The organism is Schlesneria sphaerica, from assembly GCF_044336245.1.
GTDB lineage: Bacteria > Planctomycetota > Planctomycetia > Planctomycetales > Planctomycetaceae > Schlesneria > Schlesneria sphaerica.
In genome coordinates this window covers 5,835,979-5,851,306 of record NZ_CP172346.1, presented here as the reverse complement: position 1 = coordinate 5,851,306, position 15,328 = coordinate 5,835,979, and the positions used below count along the sequence as shown (strand labels likewise).

10 protein-coding genes and 1 pseudogene are annotated in these 15,328 nt (G+C 55.6%); 8 read left to right on the top strand and 3 right to left on the bottom strand.

The genetic code is table 11. From position 1 onward, the window contains the following. Window positions 1-316: 316 nt before the first annotated feature. From ACGY09_RS21150 to ACGY09_RS21140, 3 genes and pseudogenes are all read left to right on the top strand, one after another. Entirely contained in the window at window positions 317-1,024 is a 708-nt protein-coding gene (locus ACGY09_RS21150) for a hypothetical protein (protein WP_397569334.1), read from the top strand. 88 nt (window positions 1,025-1,112) lie between these two features. After that, window positions 1,113-2,283 (top strand): annotated as a pseudogene (locus ACGY09_RS21145) (ISAs1 family transposase). A gap of 64 nt (window positions 2,284-2,347) precedes the next feature. Beyond that, the gene (locus ACGY09_RS21140; protein WP_397569333.1) at window positions 2,348-2,968 is read left to right on the top strand and encodes an REP-associated tyrosine transposase; all 621 of its coding nucleotides are present in this window, start codon (window positions 2,348-2,350) and stop codon (window positions 2,966-2,968) included. Here the strand turns inward: ACGY09_RS21140 and ACGY09_RS21135 are convergent. The 3 genes from ACGY09_RS21135 to ACGY09_RS21125 all read right to left on the bottom strand — a co-directional run bounded on the left by ACGY09_RS21135 (window position 2,945) and on the right by ACGY09_RS21125 (window position 5,906). Beyond that, window positions 2,945-3,205: a hypothetical protein gene (locus ACGY09_RS21135; protein ID WP_397569332.1), complete on the bottom strand. Its 261-nt coding sequence runs from the start codon at window positions 3,203-3,205 to the stop codon at window positions 2,945-2,947. The two genes, ACGY09_RS21140 and ACGY09_RS21135, sit on opposite strands and share 24 nt — an antisense overlap. Window positions 3,206-3,296: 91 nt before the next feature. Continuing rightward, window positions 3,297-4,874 (bottom strand): RDD family protein, encoded by a 1,578-nt coding sequence (locus tag ACGY09_RS21130; RefSeq protein ID WP_397569331.1) that lies wholly within the window; start codon window positions 4,872-4,874, stop codon window positions 3,297-3,299. Between the two features lie 405 nt (window positions 4,875-5,279). Next, window positions 5,280-5,906 carry a hypothetical protein gene (locus ACGY09_RS21125; RefSeq protein ID WP_397569330.1) on the bottom strand — a complete coding sequence of 209 codons (627 nt, stop codon included), beginning with the start codon at window positions 5,904-5,906 and terminating at the stop codon, window positions 5,280-5,282. A gap of 255 nt (window positions 5,907-6,161) precedes the next feature. On the opposite strand from ACGY09_RS21125, the gene ACGY09_RS21120 reads away from it, so the two are divergent. From ACGY09_RS21120 to ACGY09_RS21100, 5 genes are all read left to right on the top strand, one after another. Then, window positions 6,162-7,037, top strand: a complete 876-nt coding sequence (locus tag ACGY09_RS21120; RefSeq protein ID WP_397569329.1) for a reverse transcriptase domain-containing protein — start codon at window positions 6,162-6,164, stop codon at window positions 7,035-7,037. Beyond that, the gene (locus ACGY09_RS21115; RefSeq protein ID WP_397569328.1) at window positions 6,980-7,816 is read left to right on the top strand and encodes a reverse transcriptase domain-containing protein; all 837 of its coding nucleotides are present in this window, start codon (window positions 6,980-6,982) and stop codon (window positions 7,814-7,816) included. The genes ACGY09_RS21120 and ACGY09_RS21115 overlap by 58 nt, the downstream gene beginning before the upstream one ends. Window positions 7,817-8,814: 998 nt before the next feature. Beyond that, a complete protein-coding gene (locus tag ACGY09_RS21110) occupies window positions 8,815-9,171 on the top strand; it encodes a hypothetical protein (protein ID WP_397569327.1) in 357 nt (118 codons plus the stop codon). 720 nt (window positions 9,172-9,891) lie between these two features. Next, window positions 9,892-13,788, top strand: coding sequence for a PSD1 and planctomycete cytochrome C domain-containing protein (locus tag ACGY09_RS21105; protein WP_397569326.1), 3,897 nt, complete (start codon window positions 9,892-9,894; stop codon window positions 13,786-13,788). A 23-nt stretch (window positions 13,789-13,811) separates the two neighbouring features. Then, window positions 13,812-15,227, top strand: coding sequence for a DUF1501 domain-containing protein (locus tag ACGY09_RS21100; RefSeq protein ID WP_397569325.1), 1,416 nt, complete (start codon window positions 13,812-13,814; stop codon window positions 15,225-15,227). Window positions 15,228-15,328: the final 101 nt, after the last annotated feature.

Here is a 15,328-nt window from a genome sequence, read left to right as displayed (position 1 = left end):
AACAGCCTCAGGTAGCGGTATTCACTGCAGGGATTGCTCAATCCCAGAATTAGCCTGAGATCTTTCCCCATCTGCAGACCACACCAGTGAGTGAGGTGGCCTTGAGATCTACGGAAAAGAAGGCACAGTCCCCTGAGGTCATCGAGCCCCCCAATCTGCAGCGGATCATACAAACGGGGTCTCGGATTTGACAATCACCCCACGTAGCCCCAAATCGTCAAACAGACGAGAGCGGTTCGAACTGACAAGCGCAGGCAACAACGACCGTGAATGAAATGGCTCGATTCCATCATCACATTCTGGACATCTGCTCAAAATGAATTACGTCCCGCGACGAGCGATGTTTGGGATCGTCTTCCTGGTGTCAGGAGTCATCCTGCCAGCGACAACTCGCGGCCTGGAGAGCATCACCGCACAGGTTCTCATTGCATGGACTTCGTTCAACTTGCTGTTTGTCGGATTTGCCTTCGTGATGGATTGGCGGGGCGTCTTCGGCAAGGGCGCGAGCGGACGAATCGGCCCACGGAACCGTGTCGTTCTCACACCCTACTTTTTGTTCCAGGAAGCTGCCTGTTATGGCCAGAACTTACTCTGGCCTACCCCCACCTTCAGCCAGATCCTACCGGATCTGTATGTTGGCCGACTTTGTGAACTCAAACATCTACCAAATGACGTAAGCCTGGTGATTGATCTCACCGCCGAACTTGAGACTCCCGCCTCCATCCGCTGTGGACTTCCCATTATTTGTCTTCCGACACTGGACGGCGGAATCCCCTCTGAAGACCAATGTCAGCGGGCGATCGAAGCCTTTGAAAGCCCTCATGACCGAATTTACATTTGCTGCGCCAACGGTCACGGACGAAGCGTCACGCTCGCCGCGATCGTGTTAGGCTACAAACGCTGTTGTCTCACGGCGGAACAAGCTTTCGACTTCATCAAGCAAGCTCGACCAGCCGCGACCCCGAACCCTGATCAAAGGAGGTTCGCCCACAGGGCCAGCGCGCACTCGGCGGTAAATAGGTAAGATGGGGTAACTTGCGCCAGGGGCCTAATCATCATACCTTGATGCGATTGTTTGCGACAAGAAGCGAGCTGCGGCATTGAGGTGGATCATGGCGAAGAAAGACTCTGGTAGCGTTCGTCTGAGCTTGGAGGAAATCATTCCGTATTTCGCGGAACTCGAGGATCCTCGTTCTTCCATCAATCAGAAGCATCCCCTCGTGAGTGTCATCGTGATCTCCATCATGGCCGTGCTGGGTGGTTGCAGTGGCCCTACGGGAATCGCGGAATGGGCAGAACTGAAGAAAGACTTTCTGCTGGGGTTGCTCGACTTGCCTCAGGGAATTCCTCGCAAGGATGTCTTTCGTCGAGTGCTGATGTCGTTGAACCCCGGCGCCTTTCAGGCGTGCTTCACGCAATGGCTGGAGGCCTTACGGGCCGCAGCGGCGGAGGTTCTGGATCATGATCAATTGCTGCTGGCGATTGACGGGAAAACATTACGCCGCAGCCATGACCGGAAGAAGGGGTTGGGGGCTCTGCATTCTGTCAGCATCTGGGCCAGCGAAATGGGCTTGAGCCTTGGGCAAGTCGCGACTGACGAGAAATCCAATGAAATCACGGCGATTCCCGAGGTATTGAAACTCGTCGATCTCCGAGGCGCGATCATTACGATTGACGCCATGGGAACTCAGACAGCGATCGCCAAACAGATCATTGAGGCGAAGGCCGACTATGTTCTCGCTCTGAAAGGGAATCAAGGATCCCTGTACCAGGCAGCAACGGATTATCTCGAAGAACAGATGCAAACGGATTTCGCCGATGTGGACGCTCGTCGGCACACAACAACGGAGACCGGGCATGGTCGCACCGAGACACACCTATGTGCAACTCCCCATTCCAGATGTCCTTGCGGGTGCTGATCGCTGGGCGTCACTGAAGACGTTAGGCGCGGTCATCTCGATGGTCGATCGTGGAGGCAAGGAAACCGTCGACATTCGGTATTTTATCAGTAGCCTCCCCTTGGGGGTGAAGTGCTTTGCCAAGGCCGTTCGCAGTCATTGGTCGATTGAAAACAGTTGCCATTGGACCTTGGATGTCACGTATCGAGAAGACGAGTCCCGCATCCGAGAAAAGCAACTTCGGGAGAACATGGCGTGGCTGAACCGACATACTCTTTCGCTGCTCAAACAACAGCAAAACAAGAAAAGCGTCGCCATGAACCGCAGAAGATGTGGCTGGGATGATAACGTGATGCTCAAAACACTAATGGGAATCAATAGTTAGTACGCGCTGGCCCTGAGTGTTCCCTTTTTTTGGGATCACATCACGCAGTTTCCTTCTGTCTACCATGGTTGAAAGACGCGTTTACGCCACCTCGAAGCAGATCCACTTTGGGACACGCTCGTGCGACAACAGGCGCAACCACCTGCAGCATGAGCAAGCGAGGAGAATCGTCATTGGCACCATAGGGAGTCGACTGGCACAGCAGCAGGGGCTTTGCCGGGGATTTGTGATCATGCCAGATCACGTCGATGCTCTCATCTGGTTCCCTGAAACGTGGCAATTGAGCCCGTGCCTGAACAAGTGGAAGGAACAGACTTCGAAATCATTGAAAACCGTGTTGCCCCAGCGCTTCCAGAGCGACTGGCCCCAGATTGACTCCACCGAACCCATCTGGCAGGCACGCTACTACGGATTCAACATTGGGTCGCGGGCCAAGGTGGAAGAAAAACTGGACGACATGCACAGGAATCCCGTTCGGGCCGGGTTGGTGGAACGAGCCAGCGACTGGCCGTGGAGTTCGGCTCGCTGGTACGTTGAACAGAAATCTGCTGGTTTACCGATTCGGTGGCCGCCAGGCTTGGAAGCGGATGATGAATTCACCACGGATCCGTCATGGCCAGCCGACGAGATTGCATCTTGTGCCTACGGCACCCGACCGCCCTCAACAGGCGGTCGGGCCACCTAGCGTATCACGAAACACACCGGGATGCTGCCGAAATGGCTTCTTGCGACGATCCTGCTTCTTGCTTCCTGCGGGTGGCTTGCGATTCGGCTTTGGTTTGTAACCCTGACGGCGGACCCGTTCCAGTTCTGCTTCCAATTCCGAGATCTGAGCATCACGCTCCGCAACTTGGGCTTCCAACTCCACCACACGATGTAGCAAAGCCGCTACCTGCTCTTTGAGTAACGCAACATCATCCATGATGCAGAAAATTTACCGAATCCCGGCAGCTTGAGAAGCCCAAAATGGCTTAACAGTTACCGTCGAACAGCACATAATCGCACACAGGGAATTAGCGACTCGCGATTGGGCTTTCCCTGACGGTTATCACAATAGTATCAGCCAAAATGTCACCCAGACGTTGTGACCTCGGCGTGAGGAACATCACGAGTAATGCAGGCCACCACATCGTCAACAAAAACGTATCAACCGTCAATAACACCTCCCGCAATACGAGCCGACCGAACTCGCACCGACGGAGAGTTGGCCTTACAATCCTAATCCCGCAAAGCTTCTTCCCAATTGATTGTCCGTATCTGCCCATCATGATGAGTTGACACAGACTAAGAAAAAGCACAACCGTCACCATTCGCCACTCCACCTGTACTTCGAACAACAGTGCCAGCACTTTCACTGACGCGTCCTTCATTTCATCAATGACCGTAAAATGAAAAATATCAAAAACACTTTGTATCGAACTAACGAACCGCTGACACTCCCTAGCAAAGAGAAGCCACCAACCAATGAAATCAGGATGATATGCAACTGCGCCAACTGCAAAAGGCAACATCAAGCCTAGGTCAATCGCCCGCGCTATACCCCGCTGGACAATGCAAGGTGCCATGGCGTTCCGGTCCGCATCGCGACGAATTCGCCGCATTTGTGTGAATTGATCGATCCAAGCAACTGCCATGAGCGGGAGCAATGGAGCGCAGAATGCCAGTAGTACAAAACAACCGATATCCTGGAGTAGCCATCTCACCTTCGGACTTCCCCTCTGGCCGACAAGCTTAGGCTGTCCGTCGGTTACTTTGAAGACATGCAATCGTCCGTCTATGCCGTTTAGAGCAGCTGCTAGGGCAGTGCCATCGGAATCGGGTATGATGTGCATACAACCACCATTCTCGCCATACTGAAACGAGAGCTGCTCGTCTTGGAGCCATCGAATCGGACACAGAAATGCCTGCGTATAAACTCTACCGTTATTCAAGTAACGGCGATACACAAACCTAAAGGATTCGGATTCAGTCGACTCGATCTCCAAGCTGCAGGGCTGGTCGCTCTTGAACCAGTACGCAAGTGGTACCCTTGAAAACTCCTCAGAGTCATCGTCTATCGGTATGTAGTTCCACCCTCCCGGCATGTCGCCTTCGCCCAAGATCTCATCATTATTCTCTGGCTTTCGACCGACATCTTTCTCATCGATCGGTCGCAGATTCCTTTGATAGTAGAGGCCATCTATGGCGCCCTGAAACCAAAAACTGTGCTCCCCCTGCATTCCGATATATGTATCATTTCCCATCCGAAATGCAGGTGACTCGATAACCCGGCCTGTATCCCGCCAGTGAGGATCGATGTACTGAACCACTGTTCGATGCGAACAAACGCCTTTCCGCTTTGCACGTCTAAGAATCGCCCAAGCAGTCCCTTCACACACAAATGGCGATGTCCCTTTGGCGACATCCGGCAGAAGCCATAACTTGCCCCCACCGTAAACAGCATAACGAACGCCGTCCGGTCCTTTGGAGGTAGAGATGGCCCCGCTATTCAAGTCAACGTCGACAAGTTCAGTTGGCCACGCAGAAGTGGGCGTCACGGTGCCCAAATGCTCTCGCACCAACAACAGGAGACGCTGGTCTCCTGTCTTCACTCCGGAAATCGTCACTCTCTGCTGGCGAGTCAAGTTCGACGAATCAATCAAAGTCTCGAAGCGAAGGGGAGATCGCCAATCTCGCTTCGTGTGCGATCGTTCCCCAGAGGGCTTAAAGACGCTGCAAGACCAATACGGAAGGCAAACCTGAGTCGCTGTCGAGAGCAACACAATGCTGATGACACCATATAATCCGCGAGTCCTGACGGGTGTTGATCCCTTGTTGCACATACTACAGCTCCCTCTGCTTCTCACCTTCAACATAGCCCATTCTGCTAGCTTTTGTGATCTCATTGCCGCAAGAATCGCTGCGCCAATCGATCTCCACTGTCGAGACCCATGGAGCAGGGGCTACCGGAAGATTGGGTACTAACGGGAACACAGCATTTGCAGTTGTGCGTGGTATTAATCGTCTTGCGAGAACTGCGACGAAAGATATTGCTTCTCCGTGTCATCAAGCGCCAGCTTCCATTTGGGTGATGCGAGCAACGTTTGCAATGCTTTGGATTTTACGGCTGGACTCCTTGCTCTGAACTCAAATCGGGACCATTCACATTCATCAAGGCAGTACTCGAGGTACGCGTCTGGGGATTCGGCACATCCAAATAATGTGTAACCACGGACAATCACAACTGGTATGCCATCGACAATATCAATTGGCGAATTCGGCCAGTCCCCATGACGTGTTCCCCCAAGCAACTCCGGAGTACCGATCATCGGAGCCCGAAAGATTCGCTCATTCTTTGACACAAATAACATTCTACACAGGACAAAAACCGAATTCTCGCTCTGTTCAGGATCGCTCGCAGCAACGCGTAAGATGCGAACCGCTTTGTTTTTGCCCATTGCTTGCAGCTTTACTGCGGCCGAAATGTATGGATCGACGCGATAGCTCTGGCTTACCAGCTCGAAATTGAGCGGAGGAAGTTCCCTAAGCGAGACGTCATCAGGCTGCGCCCCCGCCGTATGTAGATGGAGTCCGAATGTCAATAGACCAACAAAGACGCGGAGCAAACTAATTCGTTCTGCCATTTTGGAGAATCCTCAGTGGTGAGTGGCTGGAGGCAGCCCATGGGGACACAGTGCGCCGGCGCAAGCCGGAGGAAGGTAGCGAATGCAAGTTTCGTACAAGGTAGGATTTAGCCAATCGCATTGGCCCCGAGTGATGCGTTGTGTCGGGCAACCGGCAGAGCGAAGCGTTCACAGGGAAAAGTCCAGGCTGTCTATTGAGTTCCGAGATCACAACTTTGCGAAGGCCGACCCTGTTGTGTCAAGGGGAAGGCAATTGTGGTATCGAACGCTAATGGCGAGTCCGATTTCACCAGCACGGAGTCCCAGACCACACGCATGGACGGAAACTTTCCTCACGGAAGCCGGGAGATCCCGGGTACATCCATTTCCTCGGAAACGGATCGGTCGGAAAAGGCGCGATGCCACAATGCCGACATGCACGTGCCCGGGAAGTCAGACAGTTTCGTAGTACCAAAGAAGCAGGTGAACAACGCAGTACAACCCACTGCAGCGGAACCTGTGGAGGAAAGGAGACTGACCGAGGAGAACGCCTCTCAGCCGCTACTGGTCCGGACACAGAGCCGGGAAGCCAGGTCGCGTGGGCTGCTGGGCGTACGAGAGATGGCAGGAAAAGACAAGAAGGTGCGGTTCAACAATCTGCTGAACCACGTGACTCCTGAGTTGCTGCAAGCGAGTTTCTTTGACTTGAAGAAACAAGCGGCACCGGGCATCGACGGAGAGACGTGGGTCGAGTACGCCGAAAACTTCCAAGCGAGGATCGTTGATCTTCACGCACGGATTCATCGGGGAACGTATCGTGCCAAACCATCGAAACGAGCTTGGATTCCCAAGCTTGACGGCAAGCTGCGGCCCTTAGGGATCGCAGCCCTGGAAGACAAGATCGTCCAACAGGCCGTGCGGGTGGTCTTGGAGTGTATCTACGAAGAGGACTTCCTGGGTTTCAGTTTCGGCTTTCGTCCTGGACGAGGCTGTCACCGGGCTCTGGATGCACTCAGCGTAGGTATCGAACATCAGAAAGTGAACTGGATACTTGATGCGGATATCCGTGGCTACTTTGACAACATCAGCCATGAATGGCTGCTGAAGTTTCTGGAGCACGGATTGCCGACCGCCGACTACTACGGCTGCTGAAGAAATGGCTTCGAGCTGGCGTTTCGGAGGACGGCGAATGGTTCCCAAGCACAGTAGGAACGCCCCAAGGCGCGGTGATCTCACCGTTGTTCTCGAATGTGTTCCTGCATTATGTGCTGGACCTATGGGTGGTTGCGTGGCGGAAACGGCACGCGAAAGGCGAGGTGATCATCGTTCGCTATGCCGATGATTTTGTTCTTGGATTCCGTGAGGAGATCGATGCAAAGCGCTGCCTCGCAGCACTCACTGACCGGTTTACCAAGTTTGGCTTGGAGCTGCATCCCGAGAAAACGCGGTTGATCGAGTTTGGCCGCTATGCGGCCGAGCGGCGCTCAAAGCGCGGTGAGGGCCCCCCTGAAAACTTCGACTTTCTCGGCTTCACGCATGTTTGCGGGACGACGCGGAAGGGCGGCTTCACCATCCGCCGCATCTCGGCGATGAAGAAAGTTCGAGCGAAGCTGCAAGACGTGAAAGACAAGCTGAAACGAATGATGCACAACGATCTGGCGACAGTCGGATCTTGGCTCTCCCGTGTCTATCAGGGGTGGTGTAATTACCACGCAGTCCCTGGCAACTGGAAACGCCTGAATCAATTCCGGACAGCCCTCCAAGACCTCTGGTACCGTGTGTTGCGACGTCGGTCACAACGTGCCTGCCGGTTGACCTGGGTCAAGTTTACGCGGCTAAGCCGACGCTGGCTTACTAAACCGAAAATCTCCACCCTTATCTTGAAGTGCGTTTCGCTCGTCTTTATCCACGGTAAGAGCCGTATGCGGTAGTGCCGCACGTACGGATCTGTGGGGAGGGCGGTCAGCAATGGCCGTCCCTACCGCGATGCTTGTGTTGTTGAAACCAACACCTGGGTATCGCTCGTCCGAAAGTTCGGCAAACTGTTCTACAACGTCGCCGGTCGCCCGCAGACAATCGAGCTGACGCGCAGTCGCATCGGCCAGCACCGACACTACGTCCGCAGCGAAACCCGCGAGATCTTCTCCTGACATCGGTCCTTCGCCTGGCACGTTCGTTGACAAGAAGTGTTCGTCACCCGCAGACGCAGAGTCCCCAGTGCTGCAGCGTGTGTGCGGAAGAGCTGCATCCCGACGATGCCCCCGGTGAGATCTCGCTTTGACGAGGCAATCGTTGGTTCCTCTCGGACGAAAAATCGCAATCGAAAGCCTTTCTGCTGTTCACTCTCGTGGTCTCCTCGTTGCTCTTAACCCGCTCTCTCACGGCCCTGCAGTATCGTGGTCAATTTTCTCGGACACCGTCGTTGGGGGGGGCGCATCATCACGGTCACTCGAACGGGATATTCCAAGGGTTTGGATGTTTGGGCTCGCAGTGCTGGTCCTCACTGATGACACTCTCCTCGCGGGAGGTTTTCCGAGGGCGTGCGAGACTTCAGGAGCGAGTCGATTCAGGTCTCAGCCTTCGGAGTTCGGAGTTCGGCGATGGTCGTTCGATCGGAACTTTTAATAGAGCGGTTCGTGTGCCTGAGAGTGAGCGGGCCGGGGGTTAAGTCGTTTTTGTTGCTGGCTGCATTGATGGAGTTGAGTGTTGGCGGTCTTGAGGATCGTCGGATGATCTGCCTGCGGGGAGAAATGTTCTACGTACGGGTGACAGCATGAATTGACTGGCTCCTCCGGTATCGAAAGTTCACCGGGGGAAGGGGGGATGTCGCTGTGGCGGTGACGCGCGTTATGCGGGTGAGGTTGGAGAGCGGAGGGGACAATCGCCTGGGGCCGGGGTCGGGAACGGGACGTGAGAGCAGGGGGGGGCGGTGCTTGACTCCCTGCCGATCGGTGCGATGGATGTTGTATGGACGGGCTACAGCGGCAGGATGCCGCTGACACGGGCTTTGACGATGCCGAATATTGGACGAGTTTTGGTGAACTGGGAGCGGCGAGTAGCTCACGGGCTGGCCAGCTGGCCAAGATTTGGCCAGGCGGTGGCCAGTCCCATGTGCTTGAGTGACTGCTGGTTATGCATTCTGGGCCGGCTGGCCCAACTGGCCAGCGGGAAATGCAAAGGGGACATCTCACTTTGCGGGGTCAGCAAGGGATTAGGGGATCTGTGCGATGGATGTTGTACGGATGAGCTACAGCGGCAGGATGCCGTACTAGCAGTTGTTGTTTGATCAGCTTTTTACGTGGCCAACTGATCAACCACCGCACGCCACCCGGACGTCGCCAATCCAGTCGAATCCGATCGCCCCCGAGGTCCTCCTTCGGCCGAATTGGTGAGATTGATCCAGTCTTGAACTTGGCGTTCGAACAGCCTGACTTCGTCTCACAGCAACGACCAATCGATGATGGACTGCCAAAATCCTATCGGGCTGCGAGTTTCCCTCAAGACGGTGAAACATTTCGAGGAGGAATTTCGGATTGGTTTTGTGGGGTGATGGTCAATTGAGCTGGGATTGGGTAGGAATCCTGGCGGGATCTGGTTCGGGTTTCCTGTCGCAGAGCGACAGGTCTACTTTGGGGAAGAACTGCTCTCTGGCGGCAGCTTTCCCCGTGTTGCTTCCAGTGAACCAACCTGCGACATCTCCACTCTGAATGGGTCACAAAACCCACTCAGACTAAAGCACGGCTCAAGATGCACTTCACCGTGCGCTTACCATCATAAACTCTGCTACCCCATCCCCCCGCAAATGCTGCTCATCGGAGAAGAGGAGAAGAGTTGTCTTTCGGGCAGCGCATGCGGTTACCAGCCGGAGGGCTTTGAGTTATACTCATGAGTGTTGATGTGTGCCTGGAATGGGACTCGTTCCGGGAGGGAGCAGGGGACGAACTGCAGTTGACGTCGTTGCTGGCATTGATTCTTCCGTCCGGGGCGAACTGAGCGAGACGAACAGATGAAGTTGAGTTTTGTTGTCAGCCGTCTAAGACGAACTGGTGGAGTTGACGGTGGTCGTGGTGTGAAGGGGCGGATATGGCCTGGCAGCTCCCACGTCGCCACGTTCGTGACCGTATTTGCGATCTGCTTCGGACGACAGGTTCCCGCTCTGGCCGATCAGGCAGAAGATCATTTTGAAGCCAAGATTCGCCCTGTCTTGCTGACCGTCTGTTTTGACTGTCATGGTGAGTTGAAATCCGGGGGGACGTTACGGGTCGATTCTCGTGAGTCACTGCTTCGAGGGGGCGAGTCGGGACCGGCCGTTATTCCGGGGCAACCCGAGGCAAGCTTGCTGATCCAGGCGATCCAGCGGCACGAGGGTGTTTCTGCGATGCCTCCCGATAAAGAGAAGCGGCTTCGTCCTGATCAGATTGCCGATTTCGTCAGTTGGGTGAGCAATGGCGCTGTCTGGCCCGCTGGGTCCGCCAGGTTTGAGTCGGTTCAGCACTGGGCATTTCAGCCCGTCGAAGCGCCGGTTCCTCCCGCCGTTCAGGATGAGGGGTGGATCCGGTCGGATCTCGACCGCTTCATCCGCGCACGTCAGGAAGCGCTGGGGGTCGTTCCTGCAAAACCCGCCTCGCGGTTGTCACTCATTCGTCGCATCACCTACGATCTGACCGGGCTCCCTCCGAAACCCGAGGAAATCGACGCGTTCGAACAGGACGAATCGCCCACGGCGCTGGAAACGGTGGTTGATCGACTGCTGGACTCACCTGCCTATGGCGAGCGTTGGGGACGTCACTGGCTGGATGTGGTCCGTTATGCCGATACCGCGGGAGAAACAGCGGACTATCCGGTCACGGATGCCTGGCGCTACCGTAATTATGTGGTCAGCTCTTTCAATGCAGACAAGCCCTACGACGAGTTCCTGCGGGAACAGATTGCCGGGGATATTCTGGCGGTGAAGGGATCTGCCGATCGTTATTCGGACAGGGTCACGGCAACGGGCTATCTCGCTGTTTCCCGTCGATTCGGGTTTGATTCGGAAAACTACCATCATCTGACGATTCAGGACACAATCGATAATCTGGGCCAGACGGTGCTTGGTTTGACCCTCGGCTGTGCCCGTTGTCACGATCACAAATTCGACCCGATCTCGATTCAGGACTATTACGCGCTTTACGGGATTTTTGACAGCAGTCGATATGCCTTCCCAGGATCTGAGCAAAAGCAGAAGGTGCGGGCCATGGTACCGCTTCTGCCGCCGACCGAGTCGATTCCGCAGTGGCGCGCATACGATGCTCGCGTGGGGGCAATCACTGCCAGTCTTGAGCGACAGAAGCAAGCCGTTCCGTCGGCCATTTTACGATCGCTGAATGATCTGGACGGGGATTTTGAACTGCAGGCGGCGGCAGCGGGGGGAAGTAATGGTGTTCTGGTGCCGCCATGGCTTTACTCGGGAAAAATTGCCGTGACGAATGCGGCCCAAAGCCCATTCAAAAACCTGTTCTCGCGTGGCAGGGTTGGTGCGAGCATCTCGGCCGGAGCCGGTGAGTACAAGATTTCTCAAGCCCTCTATCCGCAGCGAACCAGCCAGAATTGTGATGTACTGCACGTGAACCTGGATTTTCGCATTGCGCTGCCGGACTGGTCGTTTCCTGGGACTCACCGGTTCTGGGTGGGGGCTCACCCCGACGCACCTGCCGCAGAAGTGCTGATCTCTTCAGAATCGGTCATGCTGCGACAAGGGAACGAGTATGAAGTGATTACTCCCGTAATTCCTTCCGCCGAATCCGGAGCTGCGGCCTCCAGTCGGTGGTACAACGTGCAACTGACGCTGGATCTGCGAAGTGGTACGGTGTCGGGTGCGGTGGGCTATCCTGGAGCGGTATCGGAGTTCAGTGGAAAGCGTTTGTCGCCTGCGGCCGAGGGAGTGATTAACTTTGTCCAGTTCGACACGAACGGAAATTCTGGCTCAGTCATTCCGATGATCGAATTCGACAATCTGGGGGTGCAGGAATCGCCGATTGCTCCTGTTTCCACTGAGATCCCTTCCAGTGCTGATCAGAAAGAGGGCGTTGATCCGGTCGCTCTCGCAAAAGAACTGGAGACGTTGACGGGGTTCGACGGGGATTTTGAGCTTCAGACCTTGGAGGCAGCTCCGGCAACGCCGTGGGGACCGGGGCCCAACAGCGTTGTCGTACTCAAGAAAGAGAGTCAAAGCCCGTTTCTCAATTCGTATCAGCCAGGGGAATTGGGCATTCATCTGCCCAACCGGGCGGAATACGACGGGTTCGCGCGATCGCTGACTCAGGTGAAGATCAGTGCTGACGGAAAGCTGTACGCCAGCTTTGATTTTCGATGTGCCAGCACTGAAAGAGGGGGCGACGGTTCCTGGAGATACTATCTTGGCCATGGACCCGGAAATTCTGCTGCAATCGAACTGTTCTTCAATGGGCGCGAGTTCTTCCGGCGAAGTGCGGACGCGCGCGAGCCCGTCTGTTCGCTCGTCGTTGGTGAGTGGTACCAGGTTCAACTGACGCTGGATGTCAACAACCGAAGTTTCGTGGGGCAACTGTTGTCGCGGCGGCAATCCGTCCCGTTCAACGGGGAGTTCGCCAGTGGCTGGGATGGCACGATCGACTACACGTTTATCGACAGCTACGGCCACCTGGGAGGTGTCCGGCCGGCTCTGGATGCCGACAATTTTGTTCTATCGGATATGCCGCTCTCCTCACTCGATGTTCCCTCATCCATCCCACAAAGTGACTCGAAGGAAGCCAGACGCACGCGTCTGAAGGAGATACGTCAGCAACTTGCGGCGACACAGGCGGATGCCGAGATTTCCCGGCAGGAGCTGAACCGCTTACTGGCCGAGGGGCCCTGCGCGATGACATATGGAATGGCTGAAGGGACACCGCACAATGTGCGGATTCAAGTACGGGGTGAACCTGATCAACCCGGGGCAGAGGTTCCGCGTGGCTTTCTGAAAGTCCTCGGTGGCGAATCTCTGCCGCCGGGAACAAGTGGAAGCGGACGGTGGGAACTGGCCCAGTGGCTGACTCGCCCGGACAATCCATTGACCGCGCGGGTGATGGTGAACCGGATCTGGCAGTACCATTTCGGCCGGGGGCTGGTGAAGACTCCGAACGATTTCGGACTCAGGGGAATGCGTCCCACGCATCCGGAACTGCTGGACTTCCTCGCGACTCAATTTGTGCGCGAGGGATGGTCGATCAAACGGATGCACAAGCACATTCTGCTGAGCGCGACTTATCAACAGTCCACAATCCCCGAGCCTGTTCCTGCGACAGCCACGGCTCCGGCTGATACACGTGATCTCTATGTCTCATTCAGTCGGCGGCGGTTAAGTGCTGAAGAAATTCGCGATTCCATCCTGTTCGTCAGCGGTGAACTGGATCCCGCTCCCGCACAGGGACATCCGTTTCCTACGCCGATCAACTGGGGCTACTCGCAGCATGGTCCGTTCAGCGCGGTCTATGAACACAATAAGCGAAGTATCTACCTCATGACGCAGCGTTTGAAGCGTCATCCATTCCTTGCGTTGTTCGATGGTGCAGATCCCAACGCGTCGACGGCCGAACGACTGGGGACCACCGTCCCGACTCAGGCGCTCTTCTTTCTGAATGACCCGTTCCTGCATACAAAATCAGAAAAACTGGCGTCGCGGCTGTTAAGCCGTTCATCCCAGATCGAAGAGCAAATCAATCTGGCCAGTCAACTGACGGTTGGTCGAAGTCCCACAGCAACCGAAGGGGCAGAAGCGATTCAGTTCGTCCAGGAGTATGGGGCCGAACTGGCCAGTTTGGGCCAACAGGAAAATGCAGAACTGAAGAGGCTGGCGGCTTATCTCCGCACACTCTTCGGATCGAACGAATTTCTCCATTTAGACTGATCACTCGAGAGATTGAAGAACCGATGAAACATCAGAATCACTTCGACCCATCTCGACGCGGCGTCCTCCGATCGATGATCGGGAGTTCCCTGCTGCTACCCGGGATCGTTTCTGAATTGCTCGCCGAAGAGACCGGCCGGTCGGTATCCGTTGATCCGCTGGCACCGAAGTCGACGCACTTTCCTGCCAAAGCCAAACGAGTCATCTTCCTGTATATGAGCGGTGGAGTCTCGCATGTCGATTCCTGGGATCCGAAGCCCAAGCTGTTCGAAGATGCGGGTAAGACGGTGTCGGTAAATGAATTTCAGGGGCGGAAGGGGGACTTCAGCATGTTCCTCAAGCGTCCCCAGTGGGAATTCGCACCGCACGGCCAGTCGGGCATTCAGGTCAGTTCACTGTTTCCTCATATGGCCGAATGCGTCGACGATCTGTGCGTGATCCGTTCGATGAAATCGGATCACACAAATCACTATGAAGCGACACTGGGGATCCACACAGGATCCTTCACATTCGCGAGACCCAGTATCGGAGCGTGGTTGAGCTACGGTCTGGGGACGGACAATCGTAATCTTCCCTCGTTCGTCGTCATTGCACCCCACTCACCCTACGCGGGGGGGCAGGTCTGGGGAAGCGACTTCCTGCCGGGGTCCCATCAGGGGACTCTGGTGGTCCCGGGGCCTGAGCCGGTCGCGAACATTCATCGGCGGTCGCCCAGCAGTCGATTGCAGGAATTAGAACTGGCCGCGCTGGCGCGACGGAACCAGCGGCACCTGCAATCCAGTGACCATGATCCGCTGCTGGCAGCACGAATCAAGTCCTTTGAGACTGCCTTCGGTATGCAGGCAGAGATGCCGGAAGTGTTTGATCTGTCGAAGGAAAGCGACGCCACTCTCAAGCTGTATGGCCTTGAACGGGGCAGTACGAAGGGGTTCGCCTGGCAGTGTCTCGTCGCACGTCGACTGGCGGAACGGGGAGTCCGTTTTGTGGAATTGATCGACGTGGGATCATCATCCAACTGGGACGCACATGGGGATATGCTGACGCATGCGCCGCTTGCTGCCAATGTTGATCAGCCGATCGCCGGTCTGCTGAAAGACCTGAAACAGCGGGGGATGCTGGAGGATACCCTGGTTGTCTGGACAACCGAATTCGGCAGAACATCGTTTAATTCGGCTGCGGGAGCGGCAGGCCGCGAACATCACCACTGGGTCTTTTCATCGTGGCTGGCCGGAGCAGGGGTTCGAGCGGGAACAACGTACGGTGAATCGGACGAATTCGGAATCAACGTCGCCAGCGATCCCGTTCACATCCATGATTTTCACGCCACGATCCTGCACCTCATGGGCCTCGATCATGAGAAGTTGACGTACCGTCACACGGGACGTGACTACCGGCTGACCGATGTCCACGGAAACGTGATTCAGGGCCTGCTTGCCTGAGGTCACGTGACGTCGATCTCCGGTTTGGATGCTGCGGAGACCGAATCGAAGTGCTGCAGCAATGCCTCTCACCCCTCCGGTACAGAGGGGTGACCATACCG

Bases quoted from the DNA above. Each gene is read 5' to 3' on its own strand.
- ACGY09_RS21115 (WP_397569328.1), top strand. From the start codon at position 6,980: ATGGCTGCTGAAGTTTCTGGAGCACGGATTGCCGACCGCCGACTACTA.
- ACGY09_RS21150 (WP_397569334.1), top strand. From the start codon at position 317: ATGAATTACGTCCCGCGACGAGCGATGTTTGGGATCGTCTTCCTGGTG.
- ACGY09_RS21140 (WP_397569333.1), top strand. From the start codon at position 2,348: ATGGTTGAAAGACGCGTTTACGCCACCTCGAAGCAGATCCACTTTGGG.
- ACGY09_RS21105 (WP_397569326.1), top strand. From the start codon at position 9,892: ATGAAGTTGAGTTTTGTTGTCAGCCGTCTAAGACGAACTGGTGGAGTT.
- ACGY09_RS21100 (WP_397569325.1), top strand. From the start codon at position 13,812: ATGAAACATCAGAATCACTTCGACCCATCTCGACGCGGCGTCCTCCGA.
- ACGY09_RS21135 (WP_397569332.1), bottom strand. From the start codon at position 3,205: ATGGATGATGTTGCGTTACTCAAAGAGCAGGTAGCGGCTTTGCTACAT.
- ACGY09_RS21125 (WP_397569330.1), bottom strand. From the start codon at position 5,906: ATGGCAGAACGAATTAGTTTGCTCCGCGTCTTTGTTGGTCTATTGACA.